Genomic DNA, 26340 nt, shown 5'->3' on the forward strand with positions numbered 1-26340 from the left:
CCTATTCCCAGTGTGTATGATCCATGACCCATTGCGTTAAGGTTTGTAGGTTCGTTTCAACCTCACGGCTATCTTTACCCTCAACAATGGCGCTAACGATTTCGCCGTTGGTTAGCTTCATCGGGTCGTAACGTCGACCAATCACCCCCGTGGCGCGATAACGCAGTACAAAAGGCAAAGGACATTCTGAAGGCTGGCTTATTAACGTTCCGCTGGCTGGCGGCACGTTCAGTTGCCCAACACGTCGCTGCGCCTCACGCTGTATTACCTCCAACGAATAGTCATGATTAAGGCACGCCGCGAGCCATGTCATCCGCGGGTTTAGTCCAAAAGCGGCTCCCAGCTCTTCATTGACGAAACATCCTCCCAGACGACAGGCCAGCTCGCCAAAAATGATGTTTTGCTGTCCATCAACAAACACTTCGAGGTGTAGCAACGTATTGGATTCACAAGGGAAAACCTCTTCCGCCAGTCGACGAGTATAAGCGATGAGCTTTTGATGAAGCGGGTTGTCGTCCTCCATCACCAGCCCAAGCGTACTACCGGACAAGAAATCCAGGCACGAAACCGTAGCGCGGGAGGCCGAGATAAATACAGGCTTACCTTGCAAATAAAGCGCGTTAATTTGATAGGCTTCACCCGCTATAAATTGCTCAATAAGCAAATTATGGAAGTGCAGTGGCGTGAGTTGCAGTAAATATTGGTTAAGTGACTCGTCATCTCTGACCACTACAACGCCTTGCGATCCCCGCCCATCGTTTGGCTTGATGACACAGGGGTAGCCGTGCTCCGCGATGAATACCGCTATCTCTGTCGCGCTGCTCACTCGAGCCATGGCGGGGATAGTCATCTGGTGCTGCTGCACCAATGTCTTCATTAAAAATTTATCGCGAAAAACCAGCGCCGCCTGTTCGCGACCGTGGGTTAATCTTAGACGATCGCTGATACGTGCCGCACGTAGCACGTCAATCTCCGCGAGAAAGTATACGCCGGTAACCCGCTTTGTTTTCGCAAAGTGGTACAGATCCAACTCAACCAGCGGGTTATCATTAAAATTCTCATAGAAACGAAGCGAAATATCGTTACCCAGGTGTTGAGAGACCGCCTCAAGCTGACTGCTACAGGTGGCGATGACCAATGGTGCAATACGTTGCAGCGTGCTCCATTCCTCACGCGAATGCTGAAGGAGTATCTTTGGTGGACATAATAAAATATTCATGCAGGCTCCTGTTCACCATCAAAGGTCATCACAAAAACATCCCGATAACCTTTGCCCGGTAGCAGCGGAACAATCGCTGAAGTGTAATGCTGGTAGTTCACATCATTGAATATCACCGCATCTCCCTCATTAAGTTTAAATGTCGTCCTGGATGCTGTTTCCTCCTCACAGGAGATAAGTGTCGTATCGCCACCTGCGATATTATTTACCCCGACACAGTAGATGCCGATATATGAAAAACCATCCTGATGAATTCCCTCCGGAGCGGGATAGCCCGGACTACGGTCCTCAGTCGTAATTCTAATCTGATGAATACCAATGTTATATGATATATCAGGAAGCAGTGGCAGAAATTTATTCACTACTTGCAAAAGAATAGTGCTGGCAACGTCTGCTCGCAGCTCTGGGTATTTACGCGGGATCCCACCAGAGTAGTGGTTCAGCGTTTCTGATTGATAAAAAACAGGATCCGTTTTCAGATAGTATTCCGCCCGACGGTTCACCACCGCTTTTTGAAAACTACGAAAACGAAATTTTCCGTCTTCTTCCCGGAGCCAGGGATCGGGAAGTAATTCATCAAAACTCTTTTTTATATGCGCAGAAACCTGACCAAAATGAAGATGGTTGAAAGACTGCATTTATCATTCCCCTACAGTAAAAGGCAGTATAAATGTAAATGAGATGTTTCACCTGTGAGATACAAAATCTGGGGATTATGATCGGAGTCACAAAGAATAGCGTTCAGGCAAGAGTAATTTTATATTATGGCAAGAATATTCAACACCCATTAATATTTTCGCAGAATAATTTCAGAGAGATAATATTTCTTTATCAGAATTAAATTGAGACAGATGAAATAAAAAGCCCCTCCATTCGGAAGGGCTCAAAGAATTAACGTAACTCAAGTCGGACGCGTTCAAGATCTTCTGGCGTGTCCACACCGGTACCCGGTGTCACTTTTGCCACCTCAACGTGGATTTTTTCGCCGTACCACAGCACGCGGAGCTGTTCGAGCATTTCAATCTGCTCCAGCGGGCTCGGCGGCCAGCTGATGTAACGGTTAATGAAACCGGCGCGATAGGCATAAATACCGATATGGCGCAGCAGCGAATCGCCAATCGTGTCGCGGCTTTGTGCGAAACGGTCGCGATCCCACGGAATAGTGGCGCGTGAGAAATAAAGCGCGTAGCCCGCGTTATCTATCACCACTTTTACGGCGTTCGGGTTGAAGGCTTCTTCCGCGCTGTGGACCGGTACGGCAAGCGTTGCCATGCCGCACTGGCTGCGGGCCAGGTTTTCCGCGACCTGGCGGATATTGGCCGCCGGGATCGTCGGCTCGTCGCCCTGGACGTTAACGATGATGGTGTCATCGCTGAAACCACACTTCTCCACCACTTCCGCCAGACGCTCTGTTCCCGACTGATGGTCGACGCGGGTCATGCAGACTTCGCCGCCAACCGCTTCCACAGCGCGCGCCACGTCCGGATGATCAGTCGCGACAATCACCCGATCGGCACCTGATTCACGCGCACGCTCCAGCGTATGGACAATCATCGGCTTTCCGTTGATGTCCTGCAAAGGCTTACCGGGGAGGCGAGTAGAAGCGTAGCGGGCAGGAATAATGACGACAAAACTCATGGGTGGCTCTCTTCAGCATCTAAAGTACGAGCTTCGTTTTCCAGCAGTACCGGAATGCCGTCACGCAGCGGGAACGCCAGACGGTCAGCTTTGCAGATAAGCTCCTGCTTTTCCTGACGGAAGTACAGTTTTCCGTTGCATACCGGACAGGCGATAATTTCAAGTAAACGATGGTCCATAGGTCCTCCAGAGACTCTGGCTAATTCATGGCGAAAGCATATCACAGCGCGACCTCAGGCGGGGTCTATTTCCCAGCCTTTCGGCGTCGCGGCGAAGAGCGATTTCGGGACGACGCCAAGCCGCACTTCAGCGGCATTTTGCCAGCGCGCAAAGTCGCTAATCGCCTGAACGAGCCCCTTTTCAAGCGTTGCGCTAACGCGTACGCCCTCTTCAAGATAAAGCGCGATGATTTCCAGCACGCCGGTTTTGCGATGCATTTTGCTGTCCATCCGCCCGACCAGCTTTCCCTGATGCAGAAGCGGTAAAACAAAATAACCATATTGACGCTTCGCCGCCGGGGTGTAGCACTCCAGCCGATAGCTGAAGTTAAACAGTTGTTCCGCCCGCGAGCGATCCCAGACCACCGGATCAAACGGTGAAAGCACGGCACTGTGCGTGGCGGTCAGTTTCCCGCTCATCGCGGCATCGAGGTGCGGTAGAAGATCGGCATGCAGCCACATTTCGCCAAGGTCTTCGACGGTGACGGGGACAATGCGCCCCTCCTCCTGCCACTGCGCCAGCAGTGCCGGAAGCGCAAGTTTGCGCAGCCGATAGTAGTCGGCGAGCCACGGCGGGCGGAAGATGCCAAGACTACGGGCGCTGTTTTGCAGCATTAATGCTTCTGCTTCCGGCTGTGGCAGCAGATCACGGGCGTCGTCCCAGTGTGGCATCACGCGGTGAGTCACGTCGTACACGCGCTGGAACTGGCGACGTTCAATCACCATCACTTTCCCGGCGGTGAAGAGCCCTTCAAGATGGCGTTTGTGTGGTTTCCACTCCCACCAACCTGCCGCCCCTTTGCGCGGGTGCTCAAAGTCGAGCGAACGAACCGGGCCGTTCTCGGTGATATGGGCAATAAGCTGGTCAATTTCTTTGGCGTGGGTATTCATCCACTCATCGCGATATTTCCAGCCCATGTTCTGCGGTGAGAGCATCCGATGGCGCACCAGCTGGAAATCACTACGCGGAAGAAAACAGGCTTCGTGCGCCCAGTACTCCATCAGTTCACCGTTGCGCAGCGCATCATCAAGCCAGGCCTGCGGATAGCGACCAAGGCGGCTGAAAAGTACCAGGTAGGGGCTGCGTGCGACGATGTTAATCGTGTCTATTTGCAGCAGTGACATACGGGTGATGGTGCTGAGGATATCCTGCGGTTGCGCCTGACGACGCGGTTTTTTAAGCAGACCCTGAGCGGCAAGATGCAAGTGACGCGCCGCGCTCAGCGACAGGTGAATCTCCGGCATAACACTCCCCCCGTAGTTCAACTGGCGCGATGCGGCGGTATTAACGTGGCTGCGCCAGAGTCAGTAGTTTTTGCAGCAGTTGCTCTGCGCCATCACTGCCAAGTTCAGCATCAACGGGCAGATACCACCAGTTTGCTTTGGCAAAGCGGCGACATTTAACCGCGTCTTTTTCCGTCATCACAAGCGTCTGCCCTTCTGTCAGCAGTGCGCTGACATCGGATTCTGACAGAGCCTGATGATCGTTCAGCGCGACGGTTTTTACCGGCGTCACGCCGCACTGCTCGAGGGTAGCAAAAAAGCGCGGAGGATGGCCGATTCCCGCCATCGCCACCACCTGAGAGAGTTCACTCATCGGGCGGGTTTCGCCGGTTAGCAGATTCACCGCATTCCCGGGACGTAGCTGCATTGGGATCTCTCCCGGACGCGCAACGCCACCGTTCACAATGATGGCATCCACGCTTTTAAGCCGCGATGCCCGCTCGCGCATTGGCCCGGCAGGCAGCCACCAGCCGTTACCGAAGCGACGCACGCCGTCGATAACAACGATCTCCACATCTCGAGCCAGACGGTAGTGCTGTAAACCGTCGTCCGTAATGATGAGTTGCAGGGGATGTTCAGAAAGGAGTGCCTGCACGGCTTCGCTGCGTATGGGAGAGACCGCAACCGGCGCGCCGGTACGCTGATAGATAAGCACCGGCTCGTCACCCGCTTGCGCAGTCGTAGTGCTCTCGCTCAGCAGCAGCGGATAGCTATCGGCCTTACCGCCGTAGCCGCGAGAGACCACGCCCACCCGGATACCGCGACGTGTGAGCTGCTCCACCAGCCAGATAACCACCGGCGTTTTCCCGTTGCCGCCTGCGGTCAGGTTACCCACCACCACAACCGGTACCGGCGCTCGCCAGCTTTTCTTAAGCCCCAGGCGATAGCTCAGGCGAATGAGCCCGCTCACCAGGCCATACAGCCAGGAGAGCGGTAGCAGCAGCCGCCAGAGCGGCGATTCACCTGACCAGATGCGGGCGATCATTGGCCAAATTGCATTTTGTGCAGTTGAGCATACACGCCGCGATGCGCCAGCAGATCCGCATGACTACCACGTTCTACGATGTGACCGTCTTCCACCACCACAATTTCGTCGGCCTTTTCAATGGTCGACAGACGGTGGGCAATCACCAGCGAAGTACGGTTTTTCTGCAGTTCATCAAGTGCTGCCTGAATCGCACGTTCAGATTCGGTATCCAGCGCCGACGTGGCTTCATCAAGGATAAGGATCGGGCAATCACGCAGCAATGCACGAGCGATAGCGATACGCTGGCGTTGACCGCCAGAGAGCAGTACGCCGTTCTCACCGATAATGGTGTCCAGTCCGTTATCCATTTTGTTGATAAAGTCCATTGCATGCGCCATACGCGCCGCCTGCTCTATCTGCTCGCGGCTGTACACTTCATTACGCGCATAGGCGATGTTGTTCGCAACGGTATCGTTGAACAGATGGACATTCTGCGATACCAGCGCAACCTGGTTACGCAGCGATGACAGGGTGTATTCGCGCAGGTCGTGACCGTCCAGCAGGATCTCGCCCTTATCGATGTCGTAGAAACGGGTGATGAGACTTGCAATGGTCGATTTACCTGAACCGGAGCGCCCCACCAGAGCGACCGTTTTCCCTTCAGGGATATTCAAATCAATATTGCTCAGCGCTGGCGTTTCGCGGCCCGGGTAGGTGAAGGTAACCCCACGGAACTGCAGATCGCCTTTCGCACGCTCGATAACCCGGGTCCCTTCGTCTTTTTCCTGCTCGCTGTCGAGGATAGCAAACAGCGTCTGGCAGGCAGCCATTCCGCGCTGGAACTGCGCGTTGACGTTGGTCAGAGATTTGAGCGGACGCATCAGCGCAATCATCGAGGAGAAGACGACGGTAATTGTACCGGCAGTCAGCGTATCCATCACGCTCGGGAAGCTCGCGGCATAGAGAACAAACGCCAGCGCCAGAGAAGCAATCAGCTGGATGATAGGGTCGGAGATTGACGAAGCAGAGACCATTTTCATCCCCTGCGTACGCATTCTGTTGCTGACCTTATCAAAGCGCGACGTTTCGACTTCCTGACCGCCAAACATCAGAACCTCTTTGTGGCCCTTCAACATTTGCTCCGCGCTGGTCGTCACCTGCCCCATCGTGGTCTGCATGTTCTTACTGATGTTACGGAAGCGTTTGGAAACGATACGAATGGCAATAGAGACAATCGGTGCCAGCACGATGAGGATCACCGACAGCTGCCAGCTGTAGTAAAACATCATAATAAACAGGCCGATAATCGACGCACCTTCACGCACAACGGTTATCAACGCGCTGGAGGAGGAGGATGCCACCTGCTCAGAGTCGTAGGTAATGCGCGATAGCAGCGTACCGGTTGACTGCTTATCAAAAAACGCCACCGGCATGCCCATCATATGGCTGAAGAGCTTGCGGCGCATGGTCATTACAACCTTGCCAGATACCCATGAAATGCAATAGCTGGAAACATAGCTGGTTATACCCCTGAGGACCATCAGCCCGATAACCACCAGCGGCATCCACAGCAGCACTGAGCGGTCTGTTTTACCAAAACCGTCATCCAGTAACGGTTTAAGGAGCGATAACATGAAAGTATCGCTGGCTGCGTTGAGGACTAACGCAACACCCGCCACGATCAGTCCTGCTTTAAATGGCGCAATAGTCGGCCAGAGTCGGCGGAAGGTCTGCCACGTGGAGAGATCTTTGTCGTTCTGCATTCAAAAAACCAGCTTGTGTTGAAATAGCCGCATATTCTACCCGTTATCGCCGGACACGCCAAACCACTGATGGTACCAACGAGGTAAAATTTGATCTCGTAAGCTACGGATTTCCCAGTTTTCGCCCTGAAAGGTGACCGTGATTTGCCCCTGATGCGGCGTATCAAGCCAGCGATAGCCCTGTTGCAGATAGCGCATTTTTACTTTCTCCGAGGGTAATCGCCAGGTGTTAAATCGTGAGGCGGAGGCCAGCGCCACCGCTCCGCCTACCCGCTGAACCAGTGCAATACCTGACGACGTATTGCTACCATGGTGAGGCACCTGGATAATTGTAGACGCAAGATGCTGCCAGTAATGACTCAGCATCGCCGTTTCGGCAACGTTTTCAATATCCCCGGTGAGCAGAAAACGATGTTTCCCATCATCTACGCTGACCACGCAGGAACGGTTATTTCCCTGCATGTTGTTCCCTGCAAGCGGCCAGAGCACCCGGAATTGCAGCCCTTCCCACTGCCAGCCGTCGCCACGAAAGCAGGAGCGATGCCCTTTCCAGCCAAGCGGACTGCGGATCCAGACCGTGGGCCAGACGCGAGTTATCGAGTCCAGGCCACCGCGATGATCGAGATGCTCATGGCTGAGAATAATCCCTTCCGGCCGCAGATTCTGCCAGCGCAGCCAGGGAACGATCAGTTGCTGTCCGCTGTCCCCGCCCGGCCATGCCATCCCTGTATCATACAAAATGGCCTTATCATGGCGTGATATCACCATTGCCAGCCCCTGGCCGACATCCAGCATGGTGACTCGCCACTCATCGTCAGACGAAGCGCGCCACAGCGGAAAGAGCAGTACGATGACCGTTGTGACCAGGATTGCCGCCGCGCTTCTCCAGGCCTGAAAGCGCCAGGCTATCAGAGCCAGTAATGGTATGCACGTTGCTCCCAGCCAGCGGGCATCAATGTTTAACCACCCCTCCGGTAGCGCAGTCAGAAATTTAAACAATATCGCCAGCGCACGATCGGCCACGTACCACACGCCGTGCTCCACAAAAGCCGGACCACTTAAGTGCAGCAGCATGGCAACCAGAATACAGGGGACAACCAGCAGCGTGACCAGCGGTACAGCCAGCAGATTCGCCAACACGGCCGTCAGGCTAACACCATGAAAAAGAGCGACCTGAACGGGTAACAGCAGCAGAGCCAGCCCCAGTTGCAGATGCAGTAACTGAACCAGCTTGCCGGTTCCGCGCGGGTAAACAATGGATGGCAGCGGCACCCACTGGTACCAGAAGATAAGCGCAGCAACGGCGAAGGCCGACATCCACAGGCTTTGTGACAACACGGCCAGCGGGTCGAGGAACACTATCCCGGCAACGCAGCACAACCAGACCGACCACGGCGACCATAACCTGCCCCGCAGGCGCAAACCATACCAGATACCCAGCGCGATGATGGTTCTCATCGCTGGCGGCTGCATGCCGCTAAAAATTGCATACATCAGCGCGCAACAAAAACCGGCTACCCGCGGAAAGCGCCAGCTAATCAGGCGCGCAGGCATAAAGTACTGTAATGCCCGTGCCAGCAGCCAGCCGATCCCGGCAGCAAGCGCAATATGCAGACCAGAGATAGCCATCAAATGCGAGGTGCCGGTTTGCTGCAGCCGCATTCTTGTTTCAGCGGCAAGCGTTGTCCGCTCGCCGGCTCCCAGTGCCAGAATCACCGCCCGCCAGGGGTAGTCAGCAAGCGTCGTGTTTAGCGATTGCAGAAAACGTGCTCTGGTGCTGCACCCGGCATCAATGACCTCTGCCGCAACAAAGCGTCCACTCACTGCGGTATGTTGTGCCAGTGCGTAACGCTGGCTGTCGAACCCGCCTTCATTGAGCTGGCCGTGTACCGGCCGCAGCCTCAGGATCATCTTCCAGCGCTGCCCCGCGCAGGAAGCCTCAGGCAGATAATTACCGTACAGCGCCACCCTGACCGCCGGGAACAGGCGTTTACCGTTCAGGCGGAGTATTTCTCCCTGATGTGTGGTTTGCCCGTCGGTCGCAATGAGTTGCACCTCTGCCTGCTGATTTTTCCCCACCAGCGCATTAACCGGCCACATCGACTGTCGTGCTGCCAGCGTTCCCCAGCAGAAAAACAGCACCACCAGAGCCGGGTAACGTGGAGCCCGAGGGAAGATACTGCAGAGAACGCAAACCACCAGCAGCAATCCCTGCACGACCAGGATACCCGGTAATTGGGGAAGCCAAAGAAGCGGCAAGATCCCAGTGATACAACACCCTGCGATAGCGGGTAAACGCATAAATACCTCCGTGTGCTTCCCGGAGTGTGGAACAGTTTGGGTCCCGAGTCTGGTCAGAAAGAAGGAATATGCGGTGCAGGCTGGCAGGTAGTTGTGTTGTTGCCGTTATCGCACAACAGAGATGCGAGGAAGATTCAGAAAAGTGAGAGGGAACAGAAACGAAAAAAGCACCCGCAGGTGCTTTTCTCCGTCAAGCGAGATTCGCTTAACCATAAATATTGGCGCGGTCGCGTAGTTCTTTACCCGGCTTGAAGTGCGGAACGTATTTACCTTCCAGATCCACTTTATCGCCTGTTTTCGGGTTACGCCCGGTGCGAGGTGCACGATAGTGCAGAGAGAAGCTGCCGAAACCGCGGATTTCAATGCGCTCGCCCTGTGCAAGCGTCGAGGCCATATGTTCCAGCATCTCTTTCACAGCATCTTCAACCGCTTTCGCAGGGATGTGAGAATGCTGGCTTGCAAGTCTCTCAATGAGCTCTGACTTGGTCATGATACCTCCGGTTTCCTTTCAGGAATATTGCCTAACAGCTTTAAGCAAGGGCGGCCGAAGCCGCCCTTTGTCATTGATTACAGAACGAATCCTGTAATCTGTCAAGTCACTCTTGAGACTTCAGGGAGTGTCTCCCCGAAGTTTCAGAATAACTTACTCGCCTTTAGCTGCTTTGAATGCTTCAGCCATTGCATTAGAGAAGTTGCCTTCTTCCTGCTTGTTGTTCACAGAAGCGATAGCATCTTTCTCGTCAGCTTCGTCTTTAGCACGTACAGACAGGCTGATGGCACGGTTCTTACGGTCAACACCGGTGAATTTAGCTTCAACGTCGTCGCCTACGCTCAGAACCAGGGTAGCATCTTCAACGCGGTCACGGGATGCTTCAGAAGCACGCAGGTAACCTTCAACGCCGTCGGCCAGTTCTACGGTTGCGCCTTTAGCGTCAACTGCAGTGACTTTACCGTTAACGATAGCGCCTTTCTTGTTCAGAGCAACCCAGTTGTTGAACGGATCTTCAGCCAGCTGCTTAACGCCCAGGGAGATACGCTCACGCTCTGCGTCAACCTGCAGAACGACTGCTGCGATTTCGTCGCCTTTCTTGTATTCACGAACTGCTTCTTCGCCTGCAACGTTCCAGGAGATGTCAGACAGGTGAACCAGGCCGTCGATGCCGCCGTCCAGGCCGATGAAGATACCGAAGTCAGTGATAGACTTGATTTTACCTTCAACGCGGTCGCCCTTGTTGTGGGTTTCTGCGAACTGCTGCCACGGGTTAGATTTGCACTGCTTCAGACCCAGGGAGATACGACGACGTTCTTCGTCGATGTCCAGAACCATAACTTCCACTACGTCGCCAACGTTAACAACTTTGGACGGGTGGATGTTTTTGTTGGTCCAGTCCATTTCGGAAACGTGAACCAGGCCTTCAACGCCTTCTTCGATTTCAACGAAGCAGCCGTAGTCGGTCAGGTTGGTCACGCGACCAGTCAGTTTGGTACCTTCCGGGTAACGCTTAGCGATAGCTACCCACGGATCTTCGCCCAGCTGTTTCAGGCCGAGGGATACACGGGTACGCTCGCGGTCGAACTTCAGCACTTTAACAGTGATTTCGTCGCCCACGTTTACGATTTCGCTCGGATGCTTAACGCGTTTCCAGGCCATGTCAGTGATGTGCAGCAGGCCGTCAACGCCGCCCAGATCAACGAATGCACCGTAGTCAGTGAGGTTCTTAACGATACCTTTAACTTCCATGCCTTCCTGCAGGTTTTCCAGCAGCTGATCGCGCTCTGCGCTGTTTTCGGATTCGATAACGGCACGACGAGAAACAACAACGTTGTTACGCTTCTGGTCCAGCTTGATTACTTTGAATTCAAGCTCTTTGCCTTCCAGGTGCAGAGTATCACGCACCGGACGCACGTCTACCAGGGAACCCGGCAGGAACGCACGAATACCGTTCAGCTCAACAGTGAAGCCACCCTTAACTTTGCCGTTGATAACACCGGTAACAGTTTCAGCGTCTTCGTAAGCTTTTTCCAGCGTGATCCATGCTTCGTGACGTTTAGCTTTCTCACGGGACAGCAGGGTTTCACCGAAGCCGTCTTCTACTGCATCCAGAGCAACGTCAACTTCGTCACCAACCTGAATTTCCAGTTCGCCAGCTGCGTTCTTGAACTGCTCTGCAGGGATTGCAGATTCAGATTTCAGGCCCGCATCAACCAGGACTACGTCTTTGTCGATAGCAACAACAACGCCACGAACGATGGAACCCGGGCGGGTTTCGATAGTTTTTAAGGATTCTTCAAATAGTTGAGCAAAAGATTCAGTCATGTTTAATCTTCAAAAGTTAGATTAACGTCCATCTGACTTCATGTCGGATGGGGTTGTTTCACATACCCGCTCACACTCCGTTGCAGCGGGGGTACTACAAATTCAGAGGCGCTGCGTGAGTCAATCAGGCAACAGCCAGTTTTTGGCGCGCGTATTGTAGCGCTTTTTCAATCACTTGCTCAATACTTAATCGTGTTGAATCCAACACTAAAGCATCGGCAGCCGGGACTAACGGTGCCACCGCACGGTTGCGATCGCGATCGTCCCGCTCTTTTATCTCGGACAAAAGGCGCTCAAAGTTAACACTAAAGCCCTTTTCCTGCAACTGCAGCATGCGCCGGTGGGCGCGCTCTTCCGACGATGCGTCAAGGAAAATTTTGACCGGCGCGTCAGGGAAAACAACCGTCCCCATATCACGGCCGTCCGCAATCAGGCCAGGTGCTTCACGAAACGCACGCTGGCGACGCAGCAAGGCTTCGCGCACACGCGGGAATGCCGCCACCTGAGAGGCTGCGTTAGCGACTTCCTGGGTGCGAATTTCACCACTGACGTCTTCGCCTTCGAGGATCACTTCCAGGTTGCCGTCGGTCGACACAAATCGCACGTCCAGGTGAGCGGCTAACGGAACCAGAGCCTCTTCTGAAGCCACATCAACGTGATGATGTAACGCCGCCAGCGCCAGCACGCGATAAATAGCGCCTGAGTCTAACAGATGCCACTGCAACGCTTCCGCCATGGCCTTGCACAGCGTGCCTTTACCTGCACCGCTGGGCCCATCAATGGTGATTACCGGGGCAATTGCCGTCATCTTTTTCTCCTTCAGCAAGGCGTAGTTACATAGACGCCGCGCATTATACCCGCCAAAGCGTCAGACCGTTACTGTTGAGTGACAAATGCAGAAAGCCTGAAGTTGATTGTAGAATAAATGTACAGACAGGAGGTCAGGAATCGTCAATCTGCGCCGCCGCTTGTGCAACGGCGCAGACGATAGTTATCAGGCAGGAGTACTAATACGGGCCAGCTGTTCGAAATAGTCCGGGAAGGTTTTCGCCGTACATTTCGGATCAAGAATGGTGACCGGGGTATCAGACAGCGCCACCAGTGAGAAGCACATCGCCATTCGGTGATCGTTATAGGTGCCGATTTCAGCAAAGGTCAGATGCGCGGGTGGCGTCACGCGAATGTAATCTTCGCCCTCTTCCACTTCAGCACCGACTTTGCGCAGCTCGGTCGCCATCGCAAACAGGCGGTCGGTCTCTTTTACCCGCCAGTTGTAGATATTACGCAGCGTGGTGGTGCCTTTGGCAAACAGCGCCGCGGTGGCGATGGTCATGGCCGCATCCGGGATATGGTTCATGTCCATGTCGATGGCGTTCAGTTCACCACGAGTACAGGCAATAAAATCATCACCCCAGGTGATAGTCGCGCCCATTTTCTCCAGCACGTCGGCGAAGCGGATATCGCCCTGCACGCTGTGACGGCCAATACCGGTCACTTTAACAGTGCCGCCTTTAATCGCGCCCGCCGCGAGGAAATAGGAAGCCGAGGATGCATCCCCTTCCACCAGATACGCGCCCGGAGACTGGTATTGCTGACCGCCACGCACCACAAAACGTTGGTAGTCGTGGTTTTCTACCTCCACACCGAAGGTTTTCATCAGGTGCAGCGTGATGTCGATATACGGTTTGGAAACCAGATCGCCTTTAATCGCAATAATGGTGTCCTGCGGGGCCAGCGGTGCCGTCATCAGCAGTGCGGTGAGGAACTGGCTGGAAACGCTGCCATCCACCTCTACCTGACCGCCGCTAAAACCACCGCGCAGACGCAGTGGCGGATAATGTTCCTGCTCGAGATAGTCAATCTGTGCGCCCCCCTGGCGTAAAGCATCCACCAGATGGCCGATCGGACGCTCTTTCATACGCGGTTCACCGGTCAGCACCACGTCGTTCTCACCCAGGCACAGTGCCGCCGCCAGTGGACGCATGGCGGTACCGGCGTTACCGAGAAACAGTTCAGGCGCCCCGGTCGCCTGCAGCGGACCGCCGTTGCCGGTCACTTCACAGCGGGTACGGTCGGCAGAAAGGGTGTAGTGAACCCCCAGCGTGCTCAGCGCATTCAGCATATGGCGTACGTCGTCGCTGTCCAGAAGATTGGTCAACACAGTAGTACCGTTGGCAAGAGCCGCCAGCAGCAGGGCGCGGTTTGACACGCTCTTCGAACCCGGCAGATTGATGGTGCCATCTACACGTGCGATGGGTTGTAACGTCAGGGATTCCATGTAACTCAACTCTCAAAAATACGTCAGTAAAACCCCGCAGCAACACTGCGGGGGTGAAGAAAGGTCAATATCAGCCGCGGCGGCGCTCGAAGTCCTGCATAAATTCTGTCAGCGTCTGCACGCCTTCCAGCGGCATTGCGTTATAGATAGAGGCGCGCATACCGCCCACGACACGGTGGCCTTTCAGCGCGTGCAGACCGGCGGCAAACGACTCTTCGAGGAACAGCTTGTCGAGGTTGCTGTCGGCCAGCTGGAACGGTACGTTCATGCGCGAGCGGTTGCTTGCAGCCACATCGTTGCGGTAGAAATCGCTACGGTCAATAACGCCGTACAGCAGTTCTGCTTTTTTCTGGTTAACCGCATCCATCGCCGCCACACCGCCCTGCTTTTTCAGCCATTTGAACACCAGACCTGCCAGATACCAGGCGAAGGTCGGCGGCGTGTTGAACATCGAGTCGTTTTCACTCAGCACGGTGTAATCGAGAATAGACGGGCAGGCAACGTGGGCTTTACCGAGCAGATCTTCACGCACGATAACCAGCGTCAGCCCTGCCGGGCCGATGTTTTTCTGCGCACCGGCGTAGATTACGCCATAGCGATTAACATCAATCGGGTGCGACAAGATGGTCGAGGAGAAATCGGCAGTGACAATGGCGTTGCCAAAGTCCGGAGTTTCGTTGATGGCAATGCCATCAATGGTTTCATTCGGGCAGTAGTGCAGGTATGCCGCGTTGTCGCTAAGCTGCCATTCGCTCATCGGCTTAACGGCACGCAGACCCTCTACGGTCACTTTGGCGTCGATCACGTTTGGCGTGCAGTATTTTCTGGCTTCTTTTACCGCGCTCGCCGCCCAGTAGCCCGCATCAACGTAGTCCGCCGTGGTTTTGTCGCCCAGCAGGTTCAGCGGGATACCGGCAAACTGACCGCGGCCGCCGCCGTGGCAGAATAAGACTTTGTAGTTTGAGGGGATATTCAGCAGGTCGCGGAAATCTTTTTCCGCTTCTTCCGCTACCTGGATAAATTCTTTGCCACGATGGCTGATTTCCATCACCGAGGTGCCTAAACCCTGCCAGTCACAAAGTTCCTGTTGCGCGAGTTTTAGTACATCCGCCGGAAGCATTGCCGGACCTGAACTGAAATTAAAGACCTGAGCCATTTCCCCTCACCACGCTTATCGCTGTAAAAAATCCTGTGGCTATCGGTTTTATCATTCAGTGACACGCGCCGCAATGGCTAATAGCGACCACCGGAAAATTGCGTCCCCGGTCACACAATACAATCTGCCGGTCCTTCGTCATAAAACAGACATATTTGCTGTTCGCCCCGCCTTCTTGCTGTTCTGACTGGCGCATTTTTTTATTTTCTCTGCCCCTCTGCTGACGATAGCGCCCGTCACGCAAAACCCGTATCATTGCGCGCTTTACGTACGAAAAAAGTGACTGCCATGACCCAAACCTTTATTCCCGGCAAAGATGCCGCGCTGGAAGACTCCATCGCTCGATTCCAGCAAAAACTGCTCGATCTGGGCTTTGATATTGAAGAAGCCTCATGGCTGAACCCGGTACCGAACGTCTGGTCGGTACATATCCGCGACAAAGCCTGCTCCCTGTGCTTTACCAACGGCAAAGGTGCAACGAAAAAAGCCGCGCTGGCATCAGCGCTGGGCGAATACTTTGAGCGTCTCTCCACCAACTATTTCTTCGCCGACTTCTGGCTGGGTGAAACCATCGCAAATGGCCCGTTCGTGCATTATCCCAACGAGAAGTGGTTCCCGCTGACCGACGATGACGAAGTGCCGGAAGGCCTGCTCGATAGCCGCCTGCGCGCATTCTACGATCCTGATAACCAGCTGACTTCCAGCATGCTGGTCGATCTGCAGTCCGGTAACGACGAACGTGGGATCTGCGGCCTGCCGTTCACCCGCCAGTCCGATCAGCAGACTATCTATATCCCGATGAATATCGTTGGCAACCTGTACGTGTCTAACGGCATGTCCGCAGGCAACACCGCCAACGAAGCGCGCGTGCAGGGCCTGTCTGAGGTCTTCGAGCGCCACATCAAAAACCGTATTATCGCTGAAAGCATCAGCCTGCCGGAAATTCCGGCTGACGTGCTGGCTCGCTACCCGGGCGTTGTTGAATCTATCAAAACCCTGGAAGCCGAAGGATTCCCGATCTTTGCCTACGACGGCTCGCTCGGCGGCAAATACCCGGTTATCTGCGTTGTCCTGTTCAACCCGGCGAACGGTACCTGTTTCGCTTCCTTCGGTGCTCACCCGGACTTCGGCGTTGCGCTTGAACGTACCGTAACCGAGCTGCTGCAGGGTCGTGGCCTGAAGGACCTGGACGTATTCACCCCACCAACCTTCGATGATGAAGAAGTGGCTGAACATGCCAACCTCGAAACCCACTTCATCGACTCCAGCGGTTCTATCTCCTGGGATCTGTTCAAGCAGGACGCCGACTATCCGTTCGTTGACTGGAACTTCTCCGGCACGACCCAAGAAGAGTTCGCCACCCTGATGGCCATCTTCAATGCAGAAGATAAAGAAGTGTACATCGCCGACTACGAGCACCTGGGCGTCTACGCTTGCCGCATCCTCGTACCGGGTATGTCTGATATCTATCCGGCAGAAGACCTGTGGCTTGCCAACAACAACATGGGCAGCCATCTGCGCGAAACTCTGCTGGCCCTGCCGGGCAGCGAGTGGAGTAAAGAAGAGTATCTGGCGCTTATCGAGCAACTGGACGAAGAAGGTCACGATGACTTCACCCGTATCCGCGAACTGCTGGGTCTGGCAACCGGGAAAGACAACGGCTGGTATACCCTGCGTGTCGGTGAGTTGAAAGCTATGCTGGCGCTGGCCGGTGGCGATCTGGAGCAGGCACTTATCTGGACCGAGTGGACGATGGAGTTTAACGCCTCCATCTTTAGCGCAGAGCGCGCTAACTACTATCGCTGCCTGCAAACCCTGTTGCTGCTGGCACAGGAAGAAGAGCGCGAGCCGCTGCAGTACCTGAACGCCTTTGTTCGCATGTACGGTGCAGATACGGTAGAGGCAGCCAGTGCAGCCCTGAGCGGTGAAGCGCCGTTCTACGGTCTGCAGCCGGTCGATGGCGATCTGCATGCCTTCCCGGCACACCAGTCGCTGCTTAACGCCTATGAGAAACTGCAGCGTGCGAAAGCCGCTTACTGGAAAAAAGATCGATAAAGACCATACTGCGCGTAGGCGTAACGTTTAGTCTGATATATATTACGGGGCCAATTATTGGCCCCGTTTTTTATTTCAGAGGTAACTTACATTAAATTGTAATAATTAGGTTAAACACAGGTAAATTATATTATTGTTTAATTTCTATTGATGTTAATTTAAATGGTAAATTACTCCATTTTAATTAACTGAATCAGAGGTGGTTACAAAGAAAATTCAACTCAATTTGCAATATTTAAAAATTATTTTTATTTTGATAATCAAAAAGTTACGCCGCTATCGCTGAAAAACCATGCGATCTGCGGGCCTATAAGCCAGGCGAGATATGATCTACGTCAAATTCTCTTCTATAATGCTTTGTTAGTATCTCGTCGCCGACTTAATAAAGAGAGAGTTAGTGTGAAAGCTGACAACCCTTTTGATCTATTACTTCCTGCTGCGATGGCAAAAGTTGCCGAAGAAGCAGGCGTCTATAAAGCGACGAAACAGCCGCTGAAAACGTTTTACCTGGCCATCACTGCGGGTGTTTTCATCTCTATCGCGTTTGTCTTCTATATCACTGCCACTACCGGTACCGCGTCAATGCCCTTTGGGATTGCGAAACTGATAGGTGGTATCTGCTTCTCACTCGGTTTGATCCTTTGCGTCATCTGCGGCGCTGACCTCTTCACCTCGACGGTACTTATCGTGGTGGCTAAAGCCAGCGGTCGAATCACATGGTGCCAACTGGCGCGTAACTGGTTTAACGTCTATGTTGGAAACCTGATTGGCGCGTTACTTTTCGTGTTGCTGATGTGGCTTTCTGGCGAGTATATGACCGCCAACGGTGGATGGGGACTCAACGTCCTGCAGACCGCCGATCACAAAATGCACCATACATTTATTGAAGCCGTTGCGCTGGGCATTCTTGCTAACCTGATGGTTTGCCTTGCAGTCTGGATGAGCTACTCTGGTCGTAGCCTGATGGACAAAGCAATGATCATGGTTCTGCCTGTCGCGATGTTTGTCGCCAGCGGCTTTGAGCACAGTATTGCAAACATGTTCATGATCCCGATGGGTATTGTGATCCGTCATTTTGCAAGCCCGGAGTTTTGGACCGCCATCGGTTCAAGCCCGGAGAGTTTTTCTCACCTGACTGTGATGAACTTCATCACTGATAACCTGATTCCGGTGACAATCGGTAACATTATCGGCGGTGGTTTGTTAGTTGGGTTGACATACTGGGTCATTTATCTGCGTGGTGATGACCATCATTAATGGTTGTTCGACGCAGTAAATTCAGAATCCACTTAAGAAGGTAGGTAATATATGTCCGAGCTTAATGAAAAATTAGCCACAGCGTGGGAAGGTTTTGCGAAGGGTGACTGGCAGAAAGAAGTCAACGTTCGTGACTTTATCCAGAAAAACTACACCCCGTACGAAGGTGACGAATCCTTCCTGGCAGGCGCTACTGACGCAACCACAACGCTGTGGGACAAAGTCATGGAAGGCGTTAAACTGGAAAACCGCACTCACGCGCCAGTTGATTTCGACACTTCCGTTGCCTCTACGATTACCTCTCACGACGCGGGCTACATCAACAAAGCCCTGGAGAAAATCGTCGGTCTGCAGACTGAAGCTCCGCTGAAACGTGCGATCATCCCGTTCGGTGGTATCAAAATGGTTGAAGGTTCCTGCAAAGCGTACAACCGCGAGCTGGACCCGGCACTGAAAAAAATCTTCACCGAGTACCGTAAAACTCACAACCAGGGCGTATTTGATGTTTACACCAAAGACATCCTGAACTGCCGTAAGTCTGGTGTTCTGACCGGTCTGCCGGATGCGTACGGCCGTGGTCGTATCATCGGTGACTACCGTCGCGTTGCACTGTACGGTATCGATTTCCTGCTGAAAGACAAATATGCACAGTTCGTTTCTCTGCAGTCCGATCTGGAAAACGGTGTAAACCTGGAAGCGACTATCCGTCTGCGTGAAGAGATCGCTGAACAGCACCGTGCGCTGGGTCAGATTAAAGAGATGGCAGCTAAATACGGCTACGACATCTCTGCTCCGGCAACCAATGCTCAGGAAGCTATCCAGTGGACTTACTTCGGCTACCTGGCTGCGGTTAAATCTCAGAACGGCGCTGCAATGTCCTTCGGTCGCGTATCCACCTTCCTGGATGCTTACATCGAACGTGATATCAAAGCGGGCAAAATCACAGAGCAAGACGCTCAGGAAATGATTGACCACCTGGTCATGAAACTGCGTATGGTTCGCTTCCTGCGTACCCCTGAGTACGATGAGCTGTTCTCTGGTGACCCGATCTGGGCAACTGAATCTATCGGCGGTATGGGCGTTGACGGCCGTACTCTGGTCACTAAAAACAGCTTCCGCTTCCTGAACACCCTGTACACCATGGGTCCTTCTCCGGAGCCGAACATCACCGTTCTGTGGTCTGAAAAACTGCCGCTGAACTTCAAGAAATTCGCCGCTAAAGTGTCCATCGACACCTCTTCTCTGCAGTACGAGAACGATGACCTGATGCGTCCGGACTTCAACAACGATGACTACGCTATCGCTTGCTGCGTAAGCCCGATGATCGTTGGTAAGCAAATGCAGTTCTTCGGTGCTCGTGCAAACCTGGCGAAAACCATGCTGTATGCAATCAACGGCGGCGTTGATGAAAAACTGAAAATGCAGGTTGGTCCGAAATCTGAGCCGATCAAAGGCGACGTTCTGAACTTCGACGAAGTGATGGACCGCATGGATCACTTCATGGACTGGCTGGCTAAACAGTACGTCACTGCGCTGAACGTGATTCACTACATGCACGATAAGTACAGCTACGAAGCATCTCTGATGGCGCTGCACGACCGTGACGTTATCCGTACCATGGCTTGCGGTATCGCGGGTCTGTCCGTTGCGGCTGACTCCCTGTCTGCTATCAAGTACGCGAAAGTTAAACCGGTTCGTGACGAAGACGGTCTGGCTGTCGACTTCGAAATCGAAGGCGAATACCCGCAGTTCGGTAACAACGACTCCCGTGTTGATGACATGGCGGTTGACCTGGTAGAACGTTTCATGAAGAAAATTCAGAAACTGACCATGTACCGTAACGCTATCCCGACTCAGTCTGTTCTGACCATCACCTCTAACGTGGTTTATGGTAAGAAAACCGGTAACACCCCAGACGGTCGTCGTGCTGGCGCGCCGTTCGGACCAGGTGCTAACCCGATGCACGGTCGTGACCAGAAAGGTGCAGTTGCCTCTCTGACTTCCGTTGCTAAACTGCCGTTCGCTTACGCGAAAGATGGTATCTCTTACACCTTCTCCATCGTCCCTAACGCACTGGGTAAAGATGACGAAGTTCGTAAGACCAACCTGGCAGGTCTGATGGACGGTTACTTCCATCACGAAGCGTCCATCGAAGGTGGTCAGCACCTGAACGTGAACGTAATGAACCGTGAAATGCTGCTGGATGCGATGGAACACCCGGAGAAATATCCGCAGCTGACCATCCGTGTATCTGGTTATGCAGTACGTTTTAACTCCCTGACTAAAGAACAGCAGCAGGACGTTATTACTCGTACCTTCACTCAGACCATGTAATCGGTTTTGACTGAAATCGTACTGTAAAAAGCGTACAATAAAGGCTCCACACCCGTGGGGCCTTTTTACTAAATTGTCTCCTCCGCCCCAGCCTGCTTTGCCAGCTATCTATACTTTGGGTATCTGTCAAAACAGACTTAACACAGCCGCTTGAGCTGTGCACCTACACAGGCCCCGGATGGGCCACATCTGGAGATAACACTGCAATGTCAGCAATTGGTCGCATTCACTCCTTTGAATCCTGTGGTACCGTCGATGGGCCAGGGATCCGTTTTATCACCTTCTTCCAGGGCTGCCTGATGCGCTGCCTGTATTGCCACAACCGTGACACCTGGGACACCCACGGCGGCAAAGAAGTCACCGTTGAAGAGCTGATGAAAGAAGTGGTGACCTATCGCCACTTTATGAACGCTTCCGGCGGCGGCGTTACCGCTTCCGGTGGTGAAGCTATCCTGCAGGCTGAATTCGTGCGCGACTGGTTCCGTGCCTGTAAGAAAGAAGGTATTCACACCTGTCTCGATACCAACGGTTTTGTTCGTCGCTACGATCCGGTGATTGATGAACTGCTGGAAGTCACCGATCTGGTGATGCTCGATCTCAAACAAATGAACGATGAAATTCACCAGAATCTGGTGGGGGTTTCTAACCATCGCACCATGGAGTTCGCCAAATACATTGCCGCGAAGGGGATCAACACCTGGATCCGCTACGTGGTCGTGCCGGGCTGGTCTGACGATGACGACTCCGCGCACCGTCTTGGAGAATTCACCCGCGATATGGGTAACGTCGAGAAGATTGAACTGCTGCCCTACCATGAGCTTGGTAAGCACAAATGGGTGGCAATGGGCGAAGAGTACAAACTCGACGGGGTGAAGCCGCCGAAGAAAGAGACCATGGAACGCGTCAAAGGTATTCTGGAGCAGTACGGCCACAAGGTGATGTACTAAACTCTGCCCCATCCATCGCTGCCACACCGGGTGGCAGCGATGTTCCTGATGTTATTTTCTCCGCGCCAGCAGCGGGAATATCAACCCTAATCCTACCAGCACAAACGGCGTTGCCACGTTCAGCGACAGCTGGAACGTCCACTCAGGCGTGAAAGCCTCCATCTTCGGGAAAATCCCGGTCAGGCAGGCAAATGCAGTGAACAGGAAACACCATAATCCAACGGTAAACGCCACCCGGCGGTTTCGAATAAACACGTACTCCGGTTTGAATTTTTCCGCCATGCGCAGCACCGCCATAAAGGCAACAAACACCCACAGATAACGCAACGGCATCACCACAGAATTCAGGTTAAGCAGCCATTTGTAGAGGTTGTTCATATCACCGATGCCGAGGGTCGGCAGCATAATCAGAATCGCCACCAGTACCAGCGTTAACAAATAACCGTTAACCGGCGTACCTTTTTTATTCAGGCGGGTGAGTTTTTCTGGTACATATTTCTTATCAGCATCCGCAAGCAGCACCTTCAGCGGCGCATCAATAGAGAAAACCAGCGCAGCCACCTGACCCAGGGTATTCGCAATCGCGTAGATAATCATCAGCGAGTTGCCCATGCCATAATATTCACCCAGCTTCAGGAAGGCGTAATACTGGCCATTGGTCATCAGATCGTCCGGAATATGCCGCGAGTCAAACATCATCCCCATTGCCAGCGAGCCGAGAATAGCGCAAACCGCCACCATGACAGCCAGGCACAACATCCCGCGCGGAAACTCTTTACCAGGGTTGCGGGTATTGTTGACGTACGGTGATATTTTCTCGGCACCGCCGACGGCAAATACCAGCATGGAAATTGTCGTGATATAGGTAAAATCAAAATGAGGGATAAAGGTTTCCCAGGTAATATTGGTCGTCGCAATGTGGACTTCGGTAATGGCCGGTGCGGTGACCGCCATTACGACATACAGAATCGACATCACAAACATCGCAATCCCGGCGATGGAGCCAACCACCTTCAGCGACTTCATCCCGCGCGAAGCCACCCACATAAAGAAGACAAACAGCAGCAGCGTCAGGCCCTGCAGCGCCACCACGCCGTACTCTTTAATCAGTGAGCCATCCCCTTTAAACGCCCACCCCAGCGCAATTAAAATCGCCTGTGGTTTTTGCGCCAGATAAGGGATGTGCACGACCCAATAAGTCCACGCCGCCAGATAGGCAAGGCCCGGCCCCATAGTATGTTTAATCCAGGTACTGACGCCGCCCTTACCGTCTTTAAACGTCGAGCCCAGTTGCCCGACAATTAATGCATAAGGGGTAAAATACAGCGCAAAAATAAATACCCAGGAGAAGACAACCACCAACCCCTGGTTGGCGTAGTTATTGACGACGTTGCCAAACCCCCACACCGTAATAAACGACATGAGTGCGATGTTGTACCATCGCAACTGCTTATCTTGCTCAGCGGCCATAAGCGCTCTTTCCTTGAAGTTGTATAGACAGGGCGATTATGCAGATAGCACCGGTAAATGGATAATAAGACAGTGCAAAAGTTTAATGCTTCGCACAGCTTTAATATTTATCACCAGAAATAAGCGAAAAGTTGGCGTATGTCCGCAGAATAGCAGACAAAAATATGAATAGGGATCGATGGCGCGCCGTAGAATACGGCGCGCGAATGTCTATGTCAGGCGTGAGCCACCGGCGTCGGATGATGCCCGGCTTTGCGCAGAAGCATGAGCAGGTAGATAAATGAGACACCGGCAATCATGACGAACAGCAGATTGTCCGAATAGCTCTGCATCAGCATAGCGGTTAAGGATGGGCCAAGCAGGCTACCAATGGTGTAGCTCAGCAGCAGCGCCTGGTTCATCGCCACCAGCTGGTGATGTTCCACCTTCTCACAGGCCCAGGCCATTGCTACCGGATACAGCGTGAATCCCGCCGCCCCCAGCACAAACAGTGCCGGCGCCATTGCCGCGTGGCTCAGCATGGCCAGGCAACCCAGGATCACTACAAATACCTGTACGCGTAGCACCAAAAGACGCCCGTAGCGGTCGGCCAGGCGCCCCACCGGCCACTGCCCGACAATCCCGGCGCTGACCATCACTGCCATCCAGAAACCAATCCCGGAATCACTGACGCCCTGATGGTTCAGAAACAGCGGCATTAAGCCGTACAGTGAGCCGAGTACGATCCCGGAAATGATACAACCGTTAACGCCGAGACGCGCCTGACGCAGCTTCAGCATCGGCCAGACGTGGCTCCCTTCGTGCGTGTCCTGCCCCTCGTGTTTTTGATTCACAATGCGGGTGAACAGCAGCGGCAGAATTGCCGCAAGCGACATTCCCGTGACCCACGGCAGCACGCTCAGCAGGTCGGTCGGCAGTTTGCTGACCATCAGTTGCCCCAGCACGGTACCGACGTAATAAACCATCATATAGGCCGCCAGCAGACGCCCGCGGTTGCGGGAGGTACCGCTGCACATCAGGGCGCTTTCAACCACGACCCAAATCATGGCACAGCCCACGCCGGCCAGGAAACGCCAGGCGACCCAGCTCCAGAAACCCACCATCAGCCCCAGCCCAACGCAGGCAATGGCAAAGATCACAGAGGCAATATAGTAGCTACGATTAAAGCCAAGCCGTTTTATCAGCCCGCCGGTCAGCAGCGTACCCACCAGGTTACCGGTGAAATAAGCAGAGCCCACCACCCCAACCTGCCAGGTTGGCAGATTATCGTGAGCGAGCCACAGCGGGACAAGGGTATTTAACACCGCAATTGCCAGCGTAAGCAGGAGCAGGCCACAGAGCAATAAAAGCACTGGCCGGGTATAAGTGGTCATGAATATAAAACCGTGATGTTGCGCAGAATTCGTGCGCATCATGCCACTGCCAAAAACATTGTCAATCCACTAAAAATCAGGCCTGACGCGGTTTTGCGGGCAACAATAGAAGTTTTTTATTCAACGAAACGACAAAGGAATTATTCTTTCAATTATTCCTTTGTTTTTATTCAATTATTGGGAATTTACGACGGAAATGTCAGTAGAAATATTTCATGGATCAATAGCACTTTTTATCGCGCCAGAGCAGAAACCCTGGCGCGATTTTTGTTAGCTGGCGATAGCCATCCCAACGGTCATGTGCAGACCGTAGAAGACGCCACGGCCGATAAGCTCACCCACCAGCACCAGCACAAAGGCGAGGCTCAGCAGCGGGATCGCGGGCTGGTAGCCCTTGAGCTGCGGAGCCACCCAGCACACCAGCGCGACAACGATAGCGACAACACGCCAGGCCATCAACGTGCCGTAGTCCGGCACCAGCGCCGAGGCCTGCTGAATTGAGCTGTGAATGGTCGCCAGTTCAGCTCCCTGCATCAGAGACATCATCACGCTAATGACCAGCCCCACCAGGGTGAGCACCGGCAGCAAACGCATTGCCCAACCGCTAACGCCTGCGGCGCGCAGCAGCAGGTACCCGAGCAGCGGGCCGCCAATCAGCAGCGTCAGGAAGAAGCCGACCGGCGTCCAGACGCTGTACCAGGTCGGCACGGTATCGATGGTGTTATAGACACGCACCATCATCCACACGAAAGCCACACCCAGCACCATCGTCAGCACCAGCCAGACGTTACGCAGCGCCACAGAGAGCTTACCGCTGAGCGCCAGCAGCCAGCCAATCCCCCCAACGGCGAAGAACAGCGCACCGCTGGCGATTTCGTTACTGAGTGAGGAAGCCCCCACGCGGTTCAGCGAGTTGAACGCCCGCAGCGGTGACCCGAGGTGTAGCGTAGAAGCGATAAACGCCAGCCCCATCAGCACCCACAGCCCGAACATGCTCAGCACCACACGTTTTTGCTGCTGGTTATCAAGACCACCTTTCATCAGCGCCAGGGCCAGAACGATAAAGCCGCCCGCCACACACTGCCCAAAGACCGTGAAGATCATCAGCGGCCATTCATGCCATCCACTTCCCATCTCACACCTCCTTCGGGTTTGCCAGGTAACCGGTCGTGTCTCCACACGGACGGCTGTTGGCATTTGGTTTGATAACAATACTCGGCTTTGTGAAGTGCGCAGACGGCAGCGGCGCAACCGCCGCCAGCTGACCATGTTTCTGGCGCAGCTCTTCAATCGGGCCAAAATCCAGCGCACGCAGTGGGCAGGACTCCACGCAGATAGGCTTTTTGCCATCCGCGACGCGCTCGTGGCAGCCATCGCACTTGGTCATGTGCCCTTTTGCCGCGTTGTACTGCGGCGCACCGTACGGACACGCCATATGGCAGTAACGGCAGCCGATGCACACGTCTTCGTTCACAACGACAAAGCCATCTTCACGCTTGTGCATCGCCCCGCTCGGACAGACCTTGGTACAGGCCGGATCTTCACAGTGGTTACAGGCGATGGACAGGTAGTAGGCAAACACGTTCTGCCGCCATACGCCGTTGTCTTCCTGCCAGTCCCCGCCCGCATATTCATAAATGCGACGGAAGCTGACATCCGGGGTTAAGTCTTTGTAATCTTTACAGGCCAGTTCGCAGGTTTTGCAACCGGTGCAACGACTGGAATCAATAAAAAATCCATACTGGGTTGTCATCGGCTACTCC

The 26340-nt window shown here is 53.8% G+C and carries 21 protein-coding genes; 4 read left to right on the forward strand and 17 right to left on the reverse strand.

The window, feature by feature from the left end; all coding sequences use genetic code 11:
- Position 1: 1 nt before the first annotated feature.
- The 13 genes from C7387_RS09400 to serC all read right to left on the reverse strand — a co-directional run bounded on the left by C7387_RS09400 (position 2) and on the right by serC (position 15141).
- Positions 2–1219, reverse strand: a complete 1218-nt coding sequence (locus tag C7387_RS09400) for an ATP-grasp domain-containing protein (protein ID WP_120816554.1) — start codon at positions 1217–1219, stop codon at positions 2–4.
- Complete coding sequence (locus C7387_RS09405) at positions 1216–1857, reverse strand: 2OG-Fe dioxygenase family protein (RefSeq protein WP_120816555.1); 642 nt, start codon at positions 1855–1857, stop codon at positions 1216–1218. The genes C7387_RS09400 and C7387_RS09405 overlap by 4 nt, the downstream gene beginning before the upstream one ends.
- Positions 1858–2110: 253 nt before the next feature.
- Positions 2111–2857: a 3-deoxy-manno-octulosonate cytidylyltransferase gene (gene kdsB, locus C7387_RS09410; RefSeq protein ID WP_120816556.1), complete on the reverse strand. Its 747-nt coding sequence runs from the start codon at positions 2855–2857 to the stop codon at positions 2111–2113.
- The gene (ycaR, locus tag C7387_RS09415; protein ID WP_006819314.1) at positions 2854–3036 is read right to left on the reverse strand and encodes a protein YcaR; all 183 of its coding nucleotides are present in this window, start codon (positions 3034–3036) and stop codon (positions 2854–2856) included. The genes kdsB and ycaR overlap by 4 nt, the downstream gene beginning before the upstream one ends.
- 54 nt (positions 3037–3090) lie before the next feature.
- Positions 3091–4320 (reverse strand): winged helix-turn-helix domain-containing protein, encoded by a 1230-nt coding sequence (locus tag C7387_RS09420; RefSeq protein WP_120816557.1) that lies wholly within the window; start codon positions 4318–4320, stop codon positions 3091–3093.
- A gap of 40 nt (positions 4321–4360) precedes the next feature.
- Positions 4361–5344, reverse strand: coding sequence for a tetraacyldisaccharide 4'-kinase (lpxK, locus tag C7387_RS09425; protein WP_120816558.1), 984 nt, complete (start codon positions 5342–5344; stop codon positions 4361–4363).
- Positions 5341–7089, reverse strand: a complete 1749-nt coding sequence (gene msbA / locus C7387_RS09430) for a lipid A ABC transporter ATP-binding protein/permease MsbA (RefSeq protein WP_038258586.1) — start codon at positions 7087–7089, stop codon at positions 5341–5343. Before msbA ends, lpxK begins: the two co-directional genes overlap by 4 nt.
- Before the next feature lie 36 nt (positions 7090–7125).
- Entirely contained in the window at positions 7126–9390 is a 2265-nt protein-coding gene (locus tag C7387_RS09435; RefSeq protein WP_120816559.1) for a ComEC family protein, read from the reverse strand.
- Between the two features lie 205 nt (positions 9391–9595).
- The gene (gene ihfB / locus C7387_RS09440) at positions 9596–9880 is read right to left on the reverse strand and encodes an integration host factor subunit beta (protein WP_006819309.1); all 285 of its coding nucleotides are present in this window, start codon (positions 9878–9880) and stop codon (positions 9596–9598) included.
- Positions 9881–10033: 153 nt separating this feature from the next.
- Positions 10034–11707, reverse strand: coding sequence for a 30S ribosomal protein S1 (gene rpsA / locus C7387_RS09445; protein WP_006819308.1), 1674 nt, complete (start codon positions 11705–11707; stop codon positions 10034–10036).
- 124 nt (positions 11708–11831) lie between these two features.
- Positions 11832–12515 carry a (d)CMP kinase gene (gene cmk, locus C7387_RS09450; RefSeq protein ID WP_040903444.1) on the reverse strand — a complete coding sequence of 228 codons (684 nt, stop codon included), beginning with the start codon at positions 12513–12515 and terminating at the stop codon, positions 11832–11834.
- 186 nt (positions 12516–12701) lie between these two features.
- Positions 12702–13985, reverse strand: a complete 1284-nt coding sequence (aroA, locus tag C7387_RS09455; protein ID WP_120816560.1) for a 3-phosphoshikimate 1-carboxyvinyltransferase — start codon at positions 13983–13985, stop codon at positions 12702–12704.
- A 70-nt stretch (positions 13986–14055) separates the two neighbouring features.
- Positions 14056–15141 (reverse strand): 3-phosphoserine/phosphohydroxythreonine transaminase, encoded by a 1086-nt coding sequence (gene serC, locus C7387_RS09460; RefSeq protein ID WP_006819305.1) that lies wholly within the window; start codon positions 15139–15141, stop codon positions 14056–14058.
- 288 nt (positions 15142–15429) lie between these two features.
- Between serC and ycaO the strand changes: the two genes are divergently transcribed.
- From ycaO to pflA, 4 genes are all read left to right on the forward strand, one after another.
- Positions 15430–17196 (forward strand): 30S ribosomal protein S12 methylthiotransferase accessory factor YcaO, encoded by a 1767-nt coding sequence (gene ycaO / locus C7387_RS09470; protein ID WP_120816562.1) that lies wholly within the window; start codon positions 15430–15432, stop codon positions 17194–17196.
- Between the two features lie 399 nt (positions 17197–17595).
- Entirely contained in the window at positions 17596–18453 is an 858-nt protein-coding gene (focA, locus tag C7387_RS09475; protein WP_038258598.1) for a formate transporter FocA, read from the forward strand.
- 51 nt (positions 18454–18504) lie between these two features.
- Positions 18505–20787: a formate C-acetyltransferase gene (gene pflB, locus C7387_RS09480; protein WP_006819302.1), complete on the forward strand. Its 2283-nt coding sequence runs from the start codon at positions 18505–18507 to the stop codon at positions 20785–20787.
- A gap of 206 nt (positions 20788–20993) precedes the next feature.
- Complete coding sequence (gene pflA, locus C7387_RS09485; RefSeq protein WP_006819301.1) at positions 20994–21734, forward strand: pyruvate formate lyase 1-activating protein; 741 nt, start codon at positions 20994–20996, stop codon at positions 21732–21734.
- A 51-nt stretch (positions 21735–21785) separates the two neighbouring features.
- Here pflA and C7387_RS09490 read toward each other — a convergent pair whose 3' ends face one another.
- The 4 genes from C7387_RS09490 to C7387_RS09505 all read right to left on the reverse strand — a co-directional run bounded on the left by C7387_RS09490 (position 21786) and on the right by C7387_RS09505 (position 26330).
- A complete protein-coding gene (locus tag C7387_RS09490) occupies positions 21786–23204 on the reverse strand; it encodes an APC family permease (RefSeq protein ID WP_006819300.1) in 1419 nt (472 codons plus the stop codon).
- A 215-nt stretch (positions 23205–23419) separates the two neighbouring features.
- A complete protein-coding gene (locus C7387_RS09495; RefSeq protein WP_038258849.1) occupies positions 23420–24577 on the reverse strand; it encodes an MFS transporter in 1158 nt (385 codons plus the stop codon).
- 270 nt (positions 24578–24847) lie between these two features.
- Entirely contained in the window at positions 24848–25711 is an 864-nt protein-coding gene (locus tag C7387_RS09500) for a dimethyl sulfoxide reductase anchor subunit family protein (protein WP_038258601.1), read from the reverse strand.
- A 1-nt stretch (position 25712) separates the two neighbouring features.
- Positions 25713–26330, reverse strand: coding sequence for a DMSO/selenate family reductase complex B subunit (locus C7387_RS09505; RefSeq protein ID WP_006819297.1), 618 nt, complete (start codon positions 26328–26330; stop codon positions 25713–25715).
- Between the last annotated feature and the right edge of the window lie 10 nt (positions 26331–26340).

Source organism: Yokenella regensburgei, assembly GCF_003634235.1.
GTDB lineage: Bacteria > Pseudomonadota > Gammaproteobacteria > Enterobacterales > Enterobacteriaceae > Yokenella > Yokenella regensburgei.